This is a genomic window from Streptosporangium sp. NPDC049376, assembly GCF_044466505.1.
Classification (GTDB): Bacteria; Actinomycetota; Actinomycetes; order Streptosporangiales; family Streptosporangiaceae; genus Streptosporangium.
In genome coordinates this window covers 167,921-185,063 of the sequence record NZ_JBITMT010000009.1, presented here as the reverse complement: position 1 = coordinate 185,063, position 17,143 = coordinate 167,921, and the positions used below count along the sequence as shown (strand labels likewise).

Annotated in this window: 17 protein-coding genes and 1 pseudogene; 7 read left to right on the top strand and 11 right to left on the bottom strand. The window is 69.4% G+C overall.

Annotated elements, in window-relative coordinates; translation table 11 throughout:
* Positions 1-20 precede the first annotated feature (20 nt).
* Positions 21-1,079 (top strand): ABC transporter ATP-binding protein, encoded by a 1,059-nt coding sequence (locus tag ACIBVQ_RS23510; protein WP_399179913.1) that lies wholly within the window; start codon positions 21-23, stop codon positions 1,077-1,079.
* 211 nt (positions 1,080-1,290) lie between these two features.
* Positions 1,291-2,136: pseudogene (locus tag ACIBVQ_RS23505) on the top strand (ABC transporter ATP-binding protein); the annotation flags it as partial.
* A gap of 64 nt (positions 2,137-2,200) precedes the next feature.
* On the opposite strand, the gene ACIBVQ_RS23500 reads toward ACIBVQ_RS23505, so the two are convergent.
* From ACIBVQ_RS23500 to ACIBVQ_RS23475, 6 genes are all read right to left on the bottom strand, one after another.
* Entirely contained in the window at positions 2,201-2,566 is a 366-nt protein-coding gene (locus tag ACIBVQ_RS23500) for a cupin domain-containing protein (RefSeq protein WP_352014556.1), read from the bottom strand.
* Between the two features lie 150 nt (positions 2,567-2,716).
* Positions 2,717-3,742, bottom strand: a complete 1,026-nt coding sequence (locus ACIBVQ_RS23495) for an alpha/beta hydrolase (RefSeq protein WP_399179911.1) — start codon at positions 3,740-3,742, stop codon at positions 2,717-2,719.
* Positions 3,743-3,992: 250 nt separating this feature from the next.
* The gene (locus tag ACIBVQ_RS23490) at positions 3,993-4,817 is read right to left on the bottom strand and encodes a MoaF C-terminal domain-containing protein (protein WP_352014558.1); all 825 of its coding nucleotides are present in this window, start codon (positions 4,815-4,817) and stop codon (positions 3,993-3,995) included.
* A 428-nt stretch (positions 4,818-5,245) separates the two neighbouring features.
* A complete protein-coding gene (locus tag ACIBVQ_RS23485) occupies positions 5,246-6,199 on the bottom strand; it encodes a nitronate monooxygenase (RefSeq protein WP_352014559.1) in 954 nt (317 codons plus the stop codon).
* On the bottom strand, positions 6,196-7,824 hold the full coding sequence (locus ACIBVQ_RS23480) for an AMP-binding protein (RefSeq protein WP_352014560.1): 1,629 nt from the start codon (positions 7,822-7,824) through the stop codon (positions 6,196-6,198). Before ACIBVQ_RS23480 ends, ACIBVQ_RS23485 begins: the two co-directional genes overlap by 4 nt.
* Positions 7,825-7,969: 145 nt before the next feature.
* Complete coding sequence (locus ACIBVQ_RS23475; protein WP_352014561.1) at positions 7,970-8,455, bottom strand: MarR family transcriptional regulator; 486 nt, start codon at positions 8,453-8,455, stop codon at positions 7,970-7,972.
* Positions 8,456-8,515: 60 nt separating this feature from the next.
* Here ACIBVQ_RS23475 and ACIBVQ_RS23470 point away from each other — a divergent pair, with 60 nt between their 5' ends.
* Together ACIBVQ_RS23470 and ACIBVQ_RS23465 are read left to right on the top strand one after the other, a co-directional pair.
* Positions 8,516-8,653, top strand: a complete 138-nt coding sequence (locus ACIBVQ_RS23470) for a hypothetical protein (RefSeq protein WP_399179907.1) — start codon at positions 8,516-8,518, stop codon at positions 8,651-8,653.
* A gap of 83 nt (positions 8,654-8,736) precedes the next feature.
* Entirely contained in the window at positions 8,737-9,618 is an 882-nt protein-coding gene (locus tag ACIBVQ_RS23465) for a haloalkane dehalogenase (RefSeq protein ID WP_399179905.1), read from the top strand.
* A gap of 212 nt (positions 9,619-9,830) precedes the next feature.
* On the opposite strand, the gene ACIBVQ_RS23460 is transcribed toward ACIBVQ_RS23465, so the two are convergent.
* Positions 9,831-10,475 carry an HAD-IA family hydrolase gene (locus ACIBVQ_RS23460; RefSeq protein ID WP_399179903.1) on the bottom strand — a complete coding sequence of 215 codons (645 nt, stop codon included), beginning with the start codon at positions 10,473-10,475 and terminating at the stop codon, positions 9,831-9,833.
* An 87-nt stretch (positions 10,476-10,562) separates the two neighbouring features.
* Positions 10,563-11,417 (bottom strand): aminoglycoside phosphotransferase family protein, encoded by an 855-nt coding sequence (locus ACIBVQ_RS23455; protein WP_399179901.1) that lies wholly within the window; start codon positions 11,415-11,417, stop codon positions 10,563-10,565.
* Between the two features lie 328 nt (positions 11,418-11,745).
* Between ACIBVQ_RS23455 and ACIBVQ_RS23450 the strand changes: the two genes are divergently transcribed.
* Both ACIBVQ_RS23450 and ACIBVQ_RS23445 read left to right on the top strand, forming a co-directional pair.
* A complete protein-coding gene (locus ACIBVQ_RS23450) occupies positions 11,746-12,075 on the top strand; it encodes a hypothetical protein (RefSeq protein WP_399179899.1) in 330 nt (109 codons plus the stop codon).
* Positions 12,076-12,616: 541 nt separating this feature from the next.
* Positions 12,617-12,928 carry a hypothetical protein gene (locus ACIBVQ_RS23445; protein ID WP_399179897.1) on the top strand — a complete coding sequence of 104 codons (312 nt, stop codon included), beginning with the start codon at positions 12,617-12,619 and terminating at the stop codon, positions 12,926-12,928.
* 315 nt (positions 12,929-13,243) lie between these two features.
* Here the strand turns inward: ACIBVQ_RS23445 and ACIBVQ_RS23440 are convergent, their stop codons facing one another.
* Together ACIBVQ_RS23440 and ACIBVQ_RS23435 are read right to left on the bottom strand one after the other, a co-directional pair.
* Entirely contained in the window at positions 13,244-14,704 is a 1,461-nt protein-coding gene (locus ACIBVQ_RS23440; RefSeq protein ID WP_399179895.1) for an amidohydrolase family protein, read from the bottom strand.
* A gap of 190 nt (positions 14,705-14,894) precedes the next feature.
* On the bottom strand, positions 14,895-15,749 hold the full coding sequence (locus ACIBVQ_RS23435; RefSeq protein ID WP_399179893.1) for a GntR family transcriptional regulator: 855 nt from the start codon (positions 15,747-15,749) through the stop codon (positions 14,895-14,897).
* Here ACIBVQ_RS23435 and ACIBVQ_RS23430 point away from each other — a divergent pair.
* On the top strand, positions 15,733-16,785 hold the full coding sequence (locus ACIBVQ_RS23430; RefSeq protein ID WP_362780110.1) for a LysR substrate-binding domain-containing protein: 1,053 nt from the start codon (positions 15,733-15,735) through the stop codon (positions 16,783-16,785). The two genes, ACIBVQ_RS23435 and ACIBVQ_RS23430, sit on opposite strands and share 17 nt — an antisense overlap.
* Here the strand turns inward: ACIBVQ_RS23430 and ACIBVQ_RS23425 are convergent.
* On the bottom strand, positions 16,716-16,958 hold the full coding sequence (locus ACIBVQ_RS23425) for a hypothetical protein (protein WP_399179891.1): 243 nt from the start codon (positions 16,956-16,958) through the stop codon (positions 16,716-16,718). The two genes, ACIBVQ_RS23430 and ACIBVQ_RS23425, sit on opposite strands and share 70 nt — an antisense overlap.
* Positions 16,959-17,143 lie beyond the last annotated feature (185 nt).

Genomic DNA, 17,143 nt, shown 5'->3' with positions numbered 1-17,143 from the left:
GCCGACCCGAAGGTGTGTCGATGACCGACGTGACCGAGTCCGAAATCCACGGACATCCGCGGACCCCGGCGCCGGACGGATGCCTGTCCGTGCGGAACCTGACGACGGTGTTCACGACCAAGCGCGGGACCGTGGCGGCGGTGACCGATGTGAGCTTCGACCTGCGTGCCGGAGAGACATTGGGGATCGTCGGCGAGTCCGGGTCGGGCAAGAGCGTGACCGCGATGTCCATCCTCGGGCTGATCCCGAAGCCCCCGGGCAAGGTCGTGTCCGGCGAGATCCGGGTGGACGGGAAGGACCTGCTGGCGCTCGACCGCCGCAGCCTGCGGGCGGCGAGCGGGTCGGACGTGGCGATGATCTTCCAGGATCCGATGACCTCGCTCAACCCGGTCCACCGGATCGGGGCGCAGATCGCCGAGGGGATCCTGGCCCACCGGCGCAGGCCGTCGAAGGCCGACAGGGAGGCGGCCCGGCGCAGGGCCGTCGAACTGCTCGCGGCCGTCGGGGTGCCGGCGCCGGAGCGGCGCGCCCGGCAGTATCCGCACGAGCTGTCCGGCGGCATGCGGCAGCGGGTGATGATCGCCATGGCGATGAGCTGCGACCCGAAGGTGCTCATCGCCGACGAGCCGACCACCGCGCTCGACGCCACGATCCAGGCGCAGATCATGCGGCTGCTGCGCGAGGTACAGCAGCGCACCAACGTCGGGATCATGCTGATCACCCACGACATCGGCCTGGTGGCACAGAACGTCGACCGCGTCCTGGTCATGTACGCGGGGCGGGTGGTGGAGATGGGCACCGTCGAGGAGGTGCTGGGAAACCCCAAGCACCCCTACACCGTAGGCCTGCTCCGGTGCACGCCGAGCCGGCTGCCTGCGGACTCCGTCCGGCGGCGGCTCACGCCGATCCACGGCCTTCCGCCCAACCCGACGGACCTGCCCCCCGGATGTTCCTTCGCGCCCCGATGCACTCTCCGCGGCGACCGGGAGCGGTGTCTCCTGGAACAGCCGGAGCTGCGCCCGGCGCCGACGGACGACCACCGGTCCGCATGCCACTTCCTTGAAGAGGTCACCCCCTGAGCGTGTCCCCGCGCTCGTGCTCGACGGTGAGGAGTCGGAACTGATGTTCCACAGCACACAACAAGACGTGGTGGATCCCGCGGAACCGGCCGGTGAGGAACTGCTGCGGATCGAGGGACTCAAGGTCCACTTCCCGCTCGGCAGGCGCAGACGCGGCCGGTACGCCGAGACGGTGTACGCCGTCGACGGCGTGGACTTCACCCTGCACAAGGGCCAGACCGTCTCGCTCGTCGGGGAGTCGGGGTGCGGCAAGTCGACCGTCGCACGGTCACTCGTCGGGCTGGCCCGCCCGACCGCCGGGTCCATCCGGTACAAGGGCATGGACCTGAGGACCGCGAGCCGCAGCCAGATGCGGATGCTGCGGCGGGAGGTGCAGATCGTCTTCCAGGACCCGTTCGCGTCGGTCAACCCGCGGATGCGGGTGCGGGACATCATCGAGGAGCCTCTGCGCGTGCAGGGGCTCCCACGGGACAAGTACGTGGCCGAGGAACTCCTGGAGATGGTCGGGCTCCAGCCCGTGTACGCCAACCGGTTCCCGCACGAGTTCTCCGGCGGGCAGATGCAGCGCATCGGCATCGCGCGCGCGCTCGCGCTGAAGCCGCGGGTGCTGGTGCTCGACGAGCCGATCTCCGCGCTCGACGTGTCGATCCAGGCCCAGATCATCAACCTGCTCATGGACCTGCAGGACGAGCTGGGACTGGCCTACCTGCTCATCGCGCACGACGTGGCCGTCGTGCGCGCCGTCAGCCACCGCGTGCTGGTGATGTACCTGGGCCGGATCGTCGAGGCGGGCCCCGAGGTGCTGTCCGATCCCAGTCACCCGTACACGCAGGCACTGCTGAGCGCCATCCCCTCGGCGGAGGTCGGCTCCCGCGGCTCCAGGAAGGAGATCATCCTTGAGGGCGACGTCCCCAGCCCGACCGACCCGCCGAGCGGCTGCCGGTTCCGCACCCGGTGCTGGAAGGCCGCCGACGTGTGCGCGGAGGAGGAGCCCGGACTGCTCGACCGCACCGGGCTGGGCGTGCTCAACGCCTGCCACTTTCCCGTCCGTGAGTAGTGCGCGAAACGCCGAAGGCCCGGAAGCCGCTGTGGCGGCTTCCGGGCCTTTCCCGCGCCGGAAACTAGAGGCGGTAGATGTGGTACACCTTCTGGAAGGTCTCGTGGACGGTCCAGGTGCCGTTCCAGCCGACGGGGAAAACCGCGCTCGACCCGGGCGTGAGCTTGACGGGTTCGCCGCCGTCCTCCTGCACGGTCATGCTGCCGGAGATCACGTAGATGGACTCCTCCCGGTTGGGGTACTCCCAACGGGACGAGCCGGGCGCGCACTCCCAGGTGCCGATGATGAACTTCTTGTCCTCGCTCATGTGCAGGACGCGGTTGCGGGTGAGAATCTCGGCGGGCTCGATGGGCGTGGCGCTCGGCGGTACGAGAGGCCGCTGCTTCGAGTCGCTCAGATCAAGGTCTTCGGGGCGAAAGTTCATCGTCATGGATCGCTCCTCACTTCGTCGGGGTCGCCGGACGGCCCGGCCCCGGTCCTCGCCGGGGCCGATGGCGGCGGTGCTGCGTGAAGTCTTCCTTTGAATTCTATACTTGATATATCACATGTCAAATCTGGTGCGTATAAAGCGCGACGGTCGTCACCCGTGCGCCCCGCCGCCCGGCCCGCTGTCCCCGGCCTCCCAGGCGGTCGCGCGGGGGAGGTCGAGGACGCGTTCGAGCCAGGAGCCGCGGGCGGCCTTCGACGCCCGGCTGACCGTGGTTCCTGGAGCCTGCTCCGTGAAGCCGTGGAACGCCCCCGCCCAGATGTGCAGCTCGGCCTGGCCGCCGACCGCCCAGATGCGTGTCGCGTAGTCGACGGCCTCGTCACGGAACACCTCGCAGGCGCCCGCGTCGATGTAGGCGGGCGGGAGGCCGGACAGGTCGCTCGCCCGCGACGGCGCGGCGTACGGGGACACCTCCGGGCCGCCCGCGTCGTCGCCCAGCAGGAAACGCCAGCCCCAGAGGTTGCTGTTACGGTCCCACCAGCCGATCCCGTCGTACTGGTGACTCGACGCCGTGGTGTTCCTGTCGTCGATCATCGGGCAGTACAGCCCCTGCCCGGCGATGGCGGGCCCACCCCGGTCACGCGCCAGCAGCGACACGCCCGCGGCGAGGCCGCCGCCCGCGCTGCGCCCCATCACGACGATCCGTCCGGGGTCGAAGCCCAGTTCGCCGGCGTGCTCGGAGACCCAGACGAGGCCCGCGTAGCAGTCCTCGACCGGCGCGGGATGCGGATGCTCGGGCGCGAGCCGGTACTCGACCGAGACCGCGACGAGCCCGTAGACGTCGACGAGCTCCACGAAGCTCTCCATGGACCAGAACCGGTTGCCCATGCACATCCCGCCGCCGTGGATGTTGTACAGCGCGGCCGGCGTCGTGACCCCGCCCTTCGGGCGCAGGATCGAGACGGTGAGGTCGGGGGCTCCCGCCGGGCCCGGGATCACCCGGTCCTCGAACTCCACCGGGCGGTCGCCGAGGATCTCCTCGATGGGCTTGGTCATCGACCCGCCGCCGTCGCGTCCCGCGCGTACGGTCTCCGGGCCGAGCGGCGGGCCCCCGCCGACGTGGAGCGCCTCGTAGGCGGGCAGAAGGTCGGGGTCGAACGGGACGGGTGTCACGGTCATCGGGATTCCTTCGGGTCTCGGGCAGGGGGAACGGCCGCGTCCTCGCGTCGGGGAAAACCGGCCTGCGAGGGGGGTGTCCAAGGCTCGGCGCCCCTGGGCTCGCAGGCCCCGGTTCCGCGTCCGGCCGGGCGCGTGACGCCGTTTCGAGGGGAAAACAGCTTAGATACTAGATGTGATGTATCAATTCGTCTATTATGTGATGGGGCGCCCGGGCCGGACGGCACACGCCGTCCGGCCCGGGAAACCGGGTCTAACGCGCCGGGTCGAACTCGGCGGGATAGACCGTCGTGCCGATCAGCCTGCCGAACCCGTCGAGCGTGAAATGGTCGAGGACCTGCCGGGACTCGTCGAGCCCGAACAGCACGCCCCGCGAACGGACGCTGCGGATGTCACGGTGGTCGGCGACCGTCACCGCCGCGCAGGGGAGCGCCTTCTCCCGCCAGGCGAACAGGAAGATGCCGGGGCGCAGTTCGTAGGCGGTGCACTCGTCGGTGTCCGCGAGCCCCTCCTCGGAACCGGCCAGGCACTGCCAGGCGTATTGCCGCGGTCCGAGGTAGATGTGCTCGTACACGCGGTCGTGGCCGTACTCCCACAGCACACGGCGGCCGGTGAGCGCGGTGGACGGCGCGGGCGGGAGCATGGTCGACTCGACTCCCTCGATCCGCGCCGTCGCGAAGCACTGCAGGACCCGGGGCCGGCCCGGTGAGGGATCGCCGGCCAGGGTGAGCACAGAAAGCGCGTGCCCGCTCGTGAAGTCGAGCGCGAGGCTCACGGACTCCGTCGGCGTCTGGGTGTGGCGGAACTGTACGTAGAAGAGATCGTCCGCGACCCGGAACGCGTCGTAGCGGCCCTCTCCTGAGGCCGAGACGTCGTCTCCGCGCCCCGGGCTACGCGTCCACGTGACGGTGTCCGCACCGAAACGGTGCGTGATGCGGGTGCCGTGGTCGTCGTAGAGCACGACCACGCGGCCGACGAGGGCGGGCGGCGGATCGGTTCTGGTGAGACCGATGTCCGCGGCCGCGAGGAGTCCGTGGACGGGTTGACGGATCGAGGCTTCGGAAAGGTCGCTGATCATGGTTCTCCTCACCGGAGGAAGACGGAGGCGAGGGTGAGCGAGGAGGCCACGGGCGCGGATGGGGCAGCGCCAGTGGCTCCCGCTCGGCTCATCGAGCTCGGTTTCGTCCGCGACGGCGGACTCTGGTCTGTAAGTAAGCGCGCGGCTGTACGCCGGTCGTCAGATGTAACGCTGGTTGTGTGGAGCGGGATGAACGAGACGGAGACGGCGCGGTGGGACCCGGCGAACGCCGTGGCGACGTGACCGATCCGCGCCTCTTGAACAGGATCGTTCAAGACTTACCTCCCTTGCCTCAAGGGCAAAGCTTGCCGATCCCATATGGCATCCCGCCAGGTTCGGTGCTGTCAAGGTGATTTGAGCGGGCACCGGATCGGGTGATCGCCGCACGTCCGGTGCCGACGGTGTGCTCTGGAGCGTGTCGGCGGCCGTCACAGCGGGGGGCGGAGCCGCTCACAGGCCTCGACGTACTCAGCGACGATCCGCTCGACGATCTCGGCCGCGGGGAGCACCGAGTGGATGAGCCCGGCGGACTGACCCGCCTCGGCCTTGCCCCAGGTGACGTCGCCGTACAGCGCGGCGTCCCGCAGCGTCGAGGCCTGGAACGCCTTGCCCCGCACGTCGATGTCCGCGTTGGACTCCTCAAGTTCGATCATTCGGGCGGTGAACTCGTTCGCGAGCGCGCGGGTGACGCCGAGCCCACGTCCGACGGCCCGGGTGCCGTCGACGGTCGCGGCGAGGACGGCGGCCTTGTAGTTCGGGTGGACACCCGCCTCGTGGCTGGCGAGGAACCGGGTGCCGAACTGCGCGGCGTCGGCCCCGAGGGCGAGCATCGCGGCGAGGCCCGCGCCGTCGGCGACGCCGCCGGAGGCGATGACGGGGACGCCGGGGACCGCGGTGACGACGGCGCGCACGAGGACCTGCGTGGTGACCATGGCGGGCGGCGGGTGGCCGCCCGCTTCCGCGCCGACGACGATCAGCCCGTCGACGCCCGCCGCAGCGGCCTTGTGGGCGTGCTCGATGCCCGCGACGACGTGCAGGCACGTGGTGCCGATGTCGCGGAAGCGATCGAGGTAGCGCTGCGTCCCGCCCTGGGCCGCGATCAGGATCGGCGGCCTGCGCCGGAGGAGAAGGTCGATCACCTCGTCGGCGCCCCGCCGGTAGAGGGGAAGGTTGACGGCCCACGGCCGGTCGGTCCCGGCGGCCATCTCGTCGAGCGTGCGCGTCAGGTCGGGGATCCGCATCGGGCCGGCGGCGACGACGCCGAGTCCACCGGCCCGGCTCACGGCGAGCGGCAGGGCGGAGTTGGACGAGGCCCAGGACATGCCGCCCTGGATGATCGGCAGGTCGATTCCGAGCAGGCGGGTGACGGAGGTGGAGATCACGCCCCCACCTCGCTGCGCTCCTGGTCGAGCAGCCCGCGCGCGTGGGCCGCGAGCTGGTTCTTCTGCACCTTCGAGCTCGCGGTCATCCCGATGTCCTCGAACCCGTCCACGATGCGGAGATAACGGGGGACCTTGAACCCGGCGAGGTGCGTGCGGGACCAGCTGAGCAGTTCCTCCTCGGTGGCGTCGCCGGACTCGGTGAGCACGACGAACGCGAAGGGAACCTCGATCAACCGCTCGTCGGGGACCCCGACCACGGCGGCCTGGTGGACGCCGGGGTGACGGTGCAGGGCGTCCTCGATGTCGGCGGGCGCGACGTTCTCCCCGCCGACCCTGATGATGTCCTTCGTGCGTCCGACGAAGTGCAGCCGCCCGGCCTCGTCGAGGACGCCGATGTCGCCGGTGAACAGCCACCCGTCGGAGTCGATGGTCGCGGCGGTCTGCTTGGCGTCGTCGAGGTAGCCCCGCATGACGTTCCAGCCGCGGACGAGGATCGAACCCGGCTCGCCGGGGGCGCAGTCACGACTGCCGTCGAGGGCGCGGATGCGGACCTCGACACCCGGCTGGACGCGCATCGCGCCGGAGGCCCGTACGGCCTCGTCCTCCCACCAGGCGGACAGCGCGACGTTGGGGGAGGCCTCGGACAGGCCGTAGGCGGCGACACACTCGGTGGCGCCGAGTTCGTCGATCACGCGCCGGATCACGGTGGAGGACGCCGCGACCCAGGCTCCCCGCAGGTACAGCGTCCGCCGGGCGCGGTCGGGGTGGTTGAGCAGCATCAGCGCGATGGTGTCGTTGCCGGAGAAGTGCGTGCACCGTTCCGCCTCGAACAGGCGCAGCGCCTCGGCGGGCTCGAAACGGGCCATGGTCACCAGGGTGGTGGCGTGCTGGATCGACGCGAGCACCGAGAGCGTGCTCCCCGCGACGTGGAAGAACGGCCGCGCGCTGTGGTAGCGATCGCCCGGGCGCAGACCGAGGCGTACCCCGGCGAAGAAGGCGTCGGCGCACATGCTGCGGTGGGTGAGCAGGACGCCCTTGGGCCGCGAGGTGGTGCCGGAGGTGTACTGGACCAGCAGGACGTCGTCCGGGTCGGCGGCGGGCGGTACGGTGCCCACCTCGCTCCCCGCCTCGACGAAGTCCGACCACGCGGTCCCCCATTCGGGGACGTTTTCGCCGAGTACGACGACCGACCTGAGCTCGGGCAGGGCCGGGCAGGCCGGGGTCCCGTCGTGACCGATGCCGATCTCGCGCAGCATCGTGATGAAGTCAACGCGCAGGACCCGGTCGGCCACGAACAGGGTGGAGATGCGGGCGTGGTGCAGCGTGTACTCCACCTCACCGGCGGTGAACCGGGTGTTCACCGGGACGGTGACGGCTCCGACGCTCCCGAGGGCGACGAACAGGGCGACCCAGCGTGGCTCGTTGCCGAGGCAGACACCGACCCGGTCACCGTGCCCGATGCCGGCGGCGGTGAGGGCCGCGCGGATGCGGGCGACCTCCTCGGCCAACTCGGCGTAGGTGATCCGTTCTTCGGCGGTGACCACCGCCTCGACGTCGGGAGCGAGCAAAGCGGCGCGGTCCAGCGCTTCGTGCGCGGTGACAGGACACGCCGTTCTGAGGTCCATCAAGCTTCCTCCGTCCCGGAGCCGGTGCGCCGGACCTGTGGTCCGCCCGGGGCGACGTACGCGCAGACAGTGATCGCGTCGGTCATCGAGCCACCTCCTCGTGCTGGCTCTAGGAGTACGCAAATCTGTTGACGTTGTCAACACTCTAGGGATCGTTTGTGTGGTCGCGTTCCTGGTGCTCCATGTCCAGTGCGAGGTCGGCGAGCTTGTCGAGCGCCCGCACCAGCACCTTTTGCTCCTCCGGGGACAGGACGGCGAGGAACGTCGCGTCGCGCTCGTTCGCCGCGTGTATGAGGCCGCGGTAGACCTCCACGCCCGTCTCGGTGAGCGCCAGCTGGGACGTCCGCCCCGACCCCGCGGTCCGGTTGACCAGACCCCGCTCCGTCAGCTTGGTCACAATGCGGCTCATCTGCGCTTTGTCCAGACCGGCGCGCCTGGCCAACCGGTTCAGGGTGAGTGTCGGATCGGACGCGATCAGGGCGATCGCCCGCCACTCGCCGAGGGTGACGTCGAACTCGCGGCGGTAGCGCAGGGCCGCGCTGCGGGAGAGGGCCGCCGATGTGCGTGACAGGCGATAAGACAGCAGCTCGGCTATGGGGACGAGATTCCTGACGTTCGCGCGCTCGGACATGGGGAGATCGTAGTAGGCGAGGGCTCGGTGTTGCATCATCAACAACCAGGTCCATCGAGGGTGATCGTCACGGCCGCGTCGGCCGCCTCCTCCACCGGCCGTCCGCCCTTCGCCGGTGCCCTCGCCTCCCTGGCCCTCGCGACGCACGTCGCCGGGGTCCCTCGTGAGGCCAAGGCCGACAGCGGCCGCACACTATGACGCACCGAGGGGCTTGTGGCAAGACCCGGGTCGTGCCGCAGAATCTCCGACCGAAGTGAGAATTCACGGAAATGAGGAGAGTCATGACCTCGGCTGAGGAGCGGTACCGCAAGCGTCGTGTTGAGGTCGATGGGCTTGAAATGGCATACGTCGAGGAGGGAGAAGGCGATCCGATCGTCTTTCTTCACGGCAACCCGACGTCGTCGTACGTATGGCGGAACGTAATCCCGTACCTGGCGGGCAAAGGGCGCTGCATAGCCCCGGACCTGATCGGGATGGGCGATTCCGCGAAACTTCCGGCCAGCGGGCCGGGCTCATACCGCTTCGTCGAGCATCGCCGTTATCTCGACGCGTTCCTCCAGGCCCTCGGTGTGCGTGAGCGGGTGGTCCTGGTGCTGCAGGACTGGGGTTCGGCCCTGGGTTTCGACTGGGCGTACCGCCACCCTTCCGCACTCCGGGGCATCGCCTACATGGAGGCGTTCGTGACTCCGATCCCCTCGTGGAGCGACTGGCCGGAGCCTGCGATCGCGCTCTTCCAGGCGATCCGCTCCACTGTGGGTGAGGAGATGGTCCTCGACCGGAACTTCTTCGTCGACGAGGTCCTGCCCGCAGAGGTGCTGCGAGGACTGTCGGAGGCGGAGACGGCCGTCTACCGTCGCCCCTACACGGAACCGGGCGAGTCACGCCGGCCGACGCTGACCTGGCCTCGCGAGGTTCCCGTCGCGGGCGAACCACGCGATGTTCACGACGTCATCACGCGTTACGCGGAGTGGCTCGCCGAGTCCTCGGTTCCCAAGCTGTTCATCGAGGCGGTTCCAGGAACGATGTTCGAAACGCACCGGGCCGTTGCCCGGTCATGGCCGAATCAGGCACACATCACGATCACGGGTGGCCACATGGTTCAGGAAGACGCTCCCGACCAAATCGGGGCGGCCATTGTCTCCTGGCTGCGAGATCTCTCCTGAAAGGGACGACAGAATCCGGACCCGCCTTCACCCTTGGAACGGGAGACGGGAACCGAACCCGCGCTGTCGGCTCGGGAATCCCTCATCGCGTCTGGTTACCGAGCTGGTGACCGTGATTCCCTGTGGTCACTTCTTTGACGGATACGCACCGGGCATGCCGTCCGGACCGGTAGGTCTTCCCCGAACCGGAGCGGTACCGGTCGAATGCGATGTCAGTGGCCGTGCGCCGCCGCCACGGCACTCAGCGATAGGAGGTACGGCGCCGCCTCCTCAAGTGAGGGGAAGCATTCGTCCGCCTTGGCCAGCTCACCGGGAGCGTGAGTGGTGGCCACGGCGATCACCGTGCACCCCGCCGCCTTCCCGGCGGCCACCCCGTGTGGGGCGTCCTCGATCACGACGCAGTCGACCGGATCGATCAGGAGAAGTTCGGCGGCCTTGAGATAGCCCTCGGGATGAGGCTTCGACCGTTCGACGTCCTCGCCGTAGATCTGCACCGGGGGCAACGGAAGCGAGGCGAGCCGGAAGCGCCGGTGAACGGGGGTCCGGCTGCCCGAGGTGACCAGTGCCCAGGGCCGCCGGTCCAGCTCGCCCAGCAGGGCCGCAGCCCCGGGCGCCGCCGGGAAGGCGTCACCCTCCTCGACCATCAACCGGTTCAACACCCCGCGCTCAGCGGCGGGGTCGAGGTCGGGGGCGACATCGCGGACGGTGTCCTCAGGCCGACGGCCGTGAGTGAGGCTCCACACCAGGTCTCCGTCCAGCCCGCGCATGCGCGACCAGGCGTCCCAGATCCGTCGATGCGTCGCGGTGGAATCGAGCAACACCCCGTCGACATCGAACAGCAAAGCCTTGATCGCCATGAGACGGAGGATGCCACAGACGGCCGGGACGACAGTGGACGAAGGAATGCCGCTCTCGTCCTGGACGGCCCGGCACGGCGGTGCTCCTCATCGGTGCCGCGAGGGGGTGTCTGCCAGGACGCGTTCCAGGGTGCGTCGGCCCATCCGGCTCATGACCGGGTTGGTTTCCAGGTAGTACCAGACAAGTCCCATCGCCTGCGCGAAGGCCCACGCTCTGCCTCGCTCCCATTCGAGGTCGTCACACCTGAGGTCCAGGCGGAGCGCCTGGCGTGGCCCGGCCTCAAGCAGATGCCAGGCGCTCACGAGATCCAGAGCGGGGTCGGCCGGTCCGAAGCCGCCGACGTCGAGAATCCCGGCCAGCCGACCGGCGGACACAAGCACGTTGCCGGGGATGAGATCACTGTGGTTCATCACGTCGCCCGCTTCGCGGGGGAGGCTCCGAAGGTTCTCCCACATCCGGCGAAGCCGGCGAACGTCCAGGAGCTGTTCACTGTTCCTGAAACAGGTCTCCATCCACGCGTCGTGGGACCGGAGGTCGCCTCCCCGGCCTTTGCCGGAGAACGTACGGCCACGCGTGTCGATCGCGCGCAGGTCATTGATGAGGTCAGCCAGGTCGTGGGCGAACGCGACTGATTCGCCCGGGTCCTCCTCGGTGGCCACGACGCCGGGCAGCCATGTCTGCACCGACCATGGAAGCGGGTACCCCGCACCGGGTTCGCCGAGCGCCACCGGCTCGGGCGTGGGAAACCGCGTGCGACCCGTCAGCTCGCGGGCCGCCTCCGCCTCGGCCTCCAGCAGGCGCCGCGTCGAGTCGACCTCTCCGGGCTGCAGAGGGAACCGGGCTGCGAAGCGGTCGCCGATGCGGAAGATGGCGTTGACCGTCCCATGGTGGGTGACGCCCGTGACAGGAAGGCCCCGCCACTCAGGGAACTGCTCATCCACCAACGTGCGCGCTGTCTCCGGTGACACCGTCAGCTGATCGGCGTGCATCTTCACGTCGGCAGCCTCCCGCGCCTCAGCCCGCCCCCGCAACGCGTTTCCGGCCCCGCAGGACCGCTTCGACCCATGCCGCCAACCATAAGACCGAACAGCCGATGTCCATGCCCATGACCTGGGCCTCCCCCTCCAGAGCGGGCAACGAGAGTTGAACCCGCGCTGTCAGCTCGGGAGGTCCCTGTCGCGGCTGGGCGCTGAGCTGCGGGAGCGAGATGAGCGGCCGTGATCCCCCTTGATCACCCTCCTGACGGGCACGACTGAGATGCTGTCGGTCATGAGCGAGATCATCAGGCGGATGACGTTCCCCTTCAGCGATGGAAGGTTTCCGTCCGAGCTTGGGGCTGTCGCGCAGCGCACGGTCATCAGCGGGGAATTGCCGGCGCTCATTGTGATCCATGACGATGACGGTGATTGGCTGATCGGGGACGACGTAACCGATGCGAGCGACCCCGAGGCCTCGGTCATCAGCCATGCTCGTCACCTGGTGGAGAGCGACCCCAGCATCGAGGAGACCGTCGGCCTGCCCTATGGGTACGCGGCTCGAAGGTCGTCGCCATCGGCCCCATGGGTGATCGAGAGGTGGAGCTACGCGGATGAGGACTAGCAGTTCGTGAGGTGATGTCCTTATCCACTGCCGCCGGTTGTCGTCTGGCCGCTTGTGCGATGCCCGATGGTCTGGGGCCGAGGTATGAAGCTCCCCTGGCCCTGTATGGAGATCAGCCACCGCCAGGCGATCGTGAGGAGGTGCTTCACCCCAACCGGCCCCTTACTCGGGCAGATCCAGTCCATGAGCCCTGAGCGCCTTACGAGCCCGCTGGAGACATTCTTCCGCCGAGTGGGCATCGGCTCGCACGGCCCATCGGTCGTCTTGAGGTCCGCCACTTGCATGAAAGGTCCAAGGGCGAACACCTTCGCGCTCGGCGTCCACTCTGATCAGGGCGTTCACATCGCGCTCCAGAAGCCAACCGAGCATTGTGATCGCGTCCATCCGGGCAGCATACGGTTCTCGGTGGTGTGTCGCAGGGTCGGCGAGCGCGTTAGGTACGGCGGTGCGGTGTGCCGTCGCTGTGGTTTTCACAGGGACAATTCGGCAACCTGTTTCTAGAATGGTGGATATTTCCTTTACGGCAAAGGAGTTGACTCAGGTGGATCTCGGAGCGGTGCAGGTAGTCACGCTGGGAGCGGCATGCCTGATCGCCGGGATCGGCGTCTACGCGCTGGTGACCAACCGGTTGCCGCGCTTGCCTTTCTTCCGCACCGCCCGTTATGCGCCTCGACGTTACGGATGGGGAATTCTGCTGATAGCGGCCTTCGGGTTCACCTCGACGCTGGGTTCGGACGCGATGGAGCCGGGCTCGTGGCAGGACCTGGCATTACTCGTACTGTCGTGTGGATTTCTCGTGTCAGGAACAGGGCTGGTGATGTTCTCAGCGAAGCGACCCCGGCGGTCTTCCTGAAATCCACTGCGTCGGTCCGGCAGCTCCGGCTGGCGTTCGTGGAATTCCCGGACGAGGACTTCGCGGAGGTCGCCGATGAGGGCCGGGCGTCGGTTCTGGCGGTGGTGCCGTTCCCACCCGGTTGGCACGAGCTGGAAGGCATCTGCCCGATCGGCCGGACCTCTGGCTTCTCCTGTCAGCCACCCGGGCGGTGGAGGCCTGACCTGAGGGAGAGACCAGACGCGGCTTCGGTCCGGAGGGATCGTGCGAGAGACCGGGCAAGGACCCGCCGGTGGTCGCCCGTGGCCTCGCGGGCGAACGAATCTCAGGTACCTCTCAAGACCTGCCGGACAGTCGCTGGGCCCGCTGAGTGTAGGCGCGGGCGAAGTTCGCCGAGGCCATCCGCTCGGCCTGGGTGAACCACCCGTGGACAGCCTCCGGAGCCAGTGAGGGGAGCGTCAGCGCGGCCTGCTGCAGCCGGTCCAGTGCGGCGTTGGCACGGCGGCGTACGGCGGCGAGGTCGACTCCGATGAGCCTGCCGTGCAGTTTGCGGGTCCGACCGGCGACGAGCACGGTGGAGACGTCCGCGGCGGTGGACTGGAGGACGACGGAGCCGATCGGGTGGCTGGAGCGGACGAGGTCCATGCGAGGGGCCACGACGATGAGGTCGGCCTGCTTGCCGGGTGTGAGGGAGCCGGTGAGCGCGCCGATGCCGAGGGCGTCCGCGCCGTTGCGGGTGGCCCAGTCGAGCGCGTCGCGCACGCCGAGACCGACGCGGACGGGCATGGTGCCGGTGCGGTGCACGGCGTCGTGGTCGAGGCAGCGCTGGAACTGCAGGCCGAGCCGCATCTGGGAGAACAGGTCGCCCGAGCCGACGCAGACGATGTCGGTGCTGATCGCGGGGGTGAGGCCGTGATCGAGGGCGGCGCGGAAAGGCGGGTGGCCCATGCCCATCTGCATTTCGGTCTCGGGGGCGATGGTGACCTTGCCCCCGGTCTCGGCGAGGAGCCTCCATTCCTGATCGGTCAGGGCCGGGCAGTGGATGTGCAGGTGGCCGGGGAGCAGCAGGTCGTGGTCGTGCAGCTCGCGCAGGCCACGCAGCAGGATGGAACCGGTGGCGGCGCCGGTGTGGGAGGCGCCGAGGACGTCCAGGTCGCGGGCGGTGCGGATCTCCTCGGCGGTCTGCTCGAAGGGCAGGATGCCGAAGTCGCTGTAGAGCAGGCCCATCCGCCCCAGGCCGTCGGTGGCGAAGTGCTCCGCGCGCAGGCGGCGGGCGTCGCGCAGCCGGTCGGCGTGGTCGGCGAAGACGGGAGGCTGGAAGTCGAAGGCCTGCATGCCGTACGCGTAGACGAACCGGATCCCGGACGCCTTCAGCGACTCCACGGCCGCGTCGGCGTGCTCGGGGCTGTTCACGCAGTCGCAGCAGTCGAGGATGGTTGTGACACCGGCGTCGAGTGCCTCCAGGGCGCCCACCTGCGCGGCGGCGCCGAGGTCGGCGGCGGTGACGAGCGAGCCGATGCCGTAGAAGGTGGAGGCGAGGAACTCCAGGAGCGACTGGTCGGCTGAGTGGCCGCGCAGCAGCGCCATCCAGGTGTGCCGGTGGCTGTCGATCATGCCGGGCAGGACGAAGCCGCCCGCGGCGTCGATGCGCTCGGCGTCGACGTGGGCGAACTCCTCGGCCGTGCGGCCGACCGCGGCGATCCGGTCGCCCTCGACCAGGACGGCTCCGCCGGGCAGGTCGCCCAGGGCGTCGTCCATGGTGATCACATGTCCGCCGGTGATCAGTGTGCGGTTCATCGTGTACGGCTCCGCGGCTCGAACGGGTCGGGTGACGGTCCGATGGTGGCCGCGGGGGAGTGAGGTGCGCCAATGCCGCTTAGGCGGTCAGGTATGCCGATTCGGAGGTATCTCGTCCTGGTTATGGCTCGCGACGGAAAGCGTATTGGACAACGTCAGGCGGGCGGCGCAGGATGGCGGCAGAGGTATCCTAAAGTGGATCCAATTTTCGGCCCTGGTGGGAGTGGACATGGGCAGATGTCACGTCCACGACGTAGTCCGTGGTCACCGGCTCGTAGCCCGGCAGATCCACGGCCCAGGCGACCTCGACCGGCGGTGCGAGCGTGCCGTTCGCCGAGAGGGGCACGGTGATCCCCAGCCCCGCCGCGGCGTCGACCAGCGGCCCGAAGCGGTGCCAGGGGTCGGCGTCGGTGATCAGCCCGATCGCGGAGCTGAGGACGTGCAACTCCTGCACCCGCCGCGCCCGCGCGCCGTCCCGGCGCCGCATCGCCTCCAGGAAGGCCCGGTCGAGCTCGACGGCGAAGGCCGGAATGCGGCGGCTGCGGTAATAGAAGCGCTGCAGCCGCGACAGCCGCAGATACAGGTCATGGGCGATCTTGGACAGAGTGGGTCCGAAGGTCGCCTCGTGCAGGGCGTGGAAGGCGGCGTGGTCGCGGTGGAAGTCGCGTGGCTCCTGCGGCCTGTCGCGCATCAGCGCCGACAGCTCAGCCATCCGGGTCAGCGACTCCTCCGAGATCTCCCGGGCCGCCCGGGGCACCATCGGCGCCTGCAACATGAGCAGCGCGGCGTAGAGTTCCTCGGCCTCGTCAAGATCGAGTCCGGCGACGGTGACGCCGTGGTTGGCCCGGGAGAGCACGAACCCCTCAGCCTCCAGCATCCGCAGCGCCTCGCGCAGCGGGGTACGGCCCACACCGAGCCGCTCGCCCAGCTCGCGCTGGGTGAGCCGCTGACCGGGCAGGATGCGCCCGCTGAGGATCAGCTCCCGGAGCTCCTCGTGCACGAGTGCGACCGCGTCACCCGCTCGCGACCTGTCAGATGTATCCACCTTTGGATCATATCTTCGAGTCAGTGAGGAGCCCGAGATCGACCTACTCAACGGACGGCTGAAGCTCCGTCACCTCATCGTGGTGGTGGCCATCGCCGAGCAGGGCAGCGTGGTTCGGGCCGCCCACCACCTGCGCCTGGCCCAGCCCGCCGTGACCCGCTGCCTGCGCGAGCTCGAACGCATCCTGGACGTGGAGCTGTTCGTCCGTGGGCCGCGCGGGGTGCGCCCGACCTTCTACGGCGAGGCGTTCCTGGAGCACGCCCGGGCCGCGCTGGCCGAGCTGCGGCGGGCAGGGGAGCGGATCACCGACCTCGCCGACGGGCGCCTGGGCACCGTCCGGGTCGGCACCTTGCTGGCCGGCTCCAGCCAGCTCCTGCCCCGGGCGATCGCCGACCTCAAACGGGCGTATCCGGCAGTCACCGTGGTGGTGTCGGAGGCGACCTTCGACAAACAGGTGCTACGGCTGCTCGCCGGGGAGCTCGATCTGATCGTGGGCAGGCTCACTCCGCTCGACGGCCTGGGCGGTCTGCGGCAGATCCGGCTCTACAGCGAGGCGATGCGGCTGGTCGCCCGCCGTGACCACCCCGTGCGCGGGCGGGCGGGACTGGGCCTGAAGGACCTGCTCGACTACCCGTGGATCCTGCCGCTGGCGCAGACCGCCCTGCGCCAGGAGGTGGAGCGGGCCTTCGGCGCCGAGGACCTCGACCTGCCCGCGGACGTGGTCGAGTGCACCTCGATCCTCACCGTGCGCACTCTCGTGCGGGAGACCGACATGATCGCCGTACTGCCGGAGCTGGTCGCCGCCGCCGACGGCGACCTCGCGCCGCTCGCCGTACCGCTGGAGGGGATCCGGCGGGCGGTGGGCGTCACCGTCCCGCAGGAGAGGTCGTTGACGCCGGCGGCCGGGCTGCTGCTCGGCTTCCTGCGCGAACGCGCCTCCACGCTGGAACCGGTGGCCGACGGGGATCAGAACAGGTTCAGCAGGGCACGGGTGAACGTGGAATCCGCGTCGGCGAGGTCCAGGATGACGTCGTAGTGGTGTCGTTGGGTGCGGACGAGCGGGCGTGGATCGAACAGGCCACCGACCGGGAGCACCGCGCGGACGGCCGACGGCGGCAGGCCGGCCGCCACCCGCGGCACCCGGACGCTCCCCAGCCGGTCGGCGAGTTCCGGCGCCGCCCAGCCGCCGTGCGAGGTGGAGACAGGCACCAGCCGCTGAGCGGAGGCAGCGTCGGGCAGGCGGAGCCGGTGACGTCGTGGTCAAGGGCGGTCAGGGTGTTCACGGCTCCCAGCGTCCTGCGTGGCCCTCTCTTGCCGCCAATACCGTTTCGAGCCGCCGGTATACCCTGGCCGACCATCGCACTCTGGGCATATGCCACGAGCGAACCGGTATT

Coding starts and splice junctions, on each gene's coding strand:
- ACIBVQ_RS23480 (WP_352014560.1), bottom strand. CDS start 7,824: ATGGACCTCAGAACGGCGTGTCCTGTCACCGCGCACGAAGCGCTGGAC.
- ACIBVQ_RS23465 (WP_399179905.1), top strand. CDS start 8,737: ATGACCTCGGCTGAGGAGCGGTACCGCAAGCGTCGTGTTGAGGTCGAT.
- ACIBVQ_RS23490 (WP_352014558.1), bottom strand. CDS start 4,817: ATGATCAGCGACCTTTCCGAAGCCTCGATCCGTCAACCCGTCCACGGA.
- ACIBVQ_RS23495 (WP_399179911.1), bottom strand. CDS start 3,742: ATGACCGTGACACCCGTCCCGTTCGACCCCGACCTTCTGCCCGCCTAC.
- ACIBVQ_RS23475 (WP_352014561.1), bottom strand. CDS start 8,455: ATGTCCGAGCGCGCGAACGTCAGGAATCTCGTCCCCATAGCCGAGCTG.
- ACIBVQ_RS23460 (WP_399179903.1), bottom strand. CDS start 10,475: ATGGCGATCAAGGCTTTGCTGTTCGATGTCGACGGGGTGTTGCTCGAT.
- ACIBVQ_RS23500 (WP_352014556.1), bottom strand. CDS start 2,566: ATGACGATGAACTTTCGCCCCGAAGACCTTGATCTGAGCGACTCGAAG.
- ACIBVQ_RS23440 (WP_399179895.1), bottom strand. CDS start 14,704: ATGAACCGCACACTGATCACCGGCGGACATGTGATCACCATGGACGAC.
- ACIBVQ_RS23450 (WP_399179899.1), top strand. CDS start 11,746: ATGAGCGAGATCATCAGGCGGATGACGTTCCCCTTCAGCGATGGAAGG.
- ACIBVQ_RS23510 (WP_399179913.1), top strand. CDS start 21: ATGACCGACGTGACCGAGTCCGAAATCCACGGACATCCGCGGACCCCG.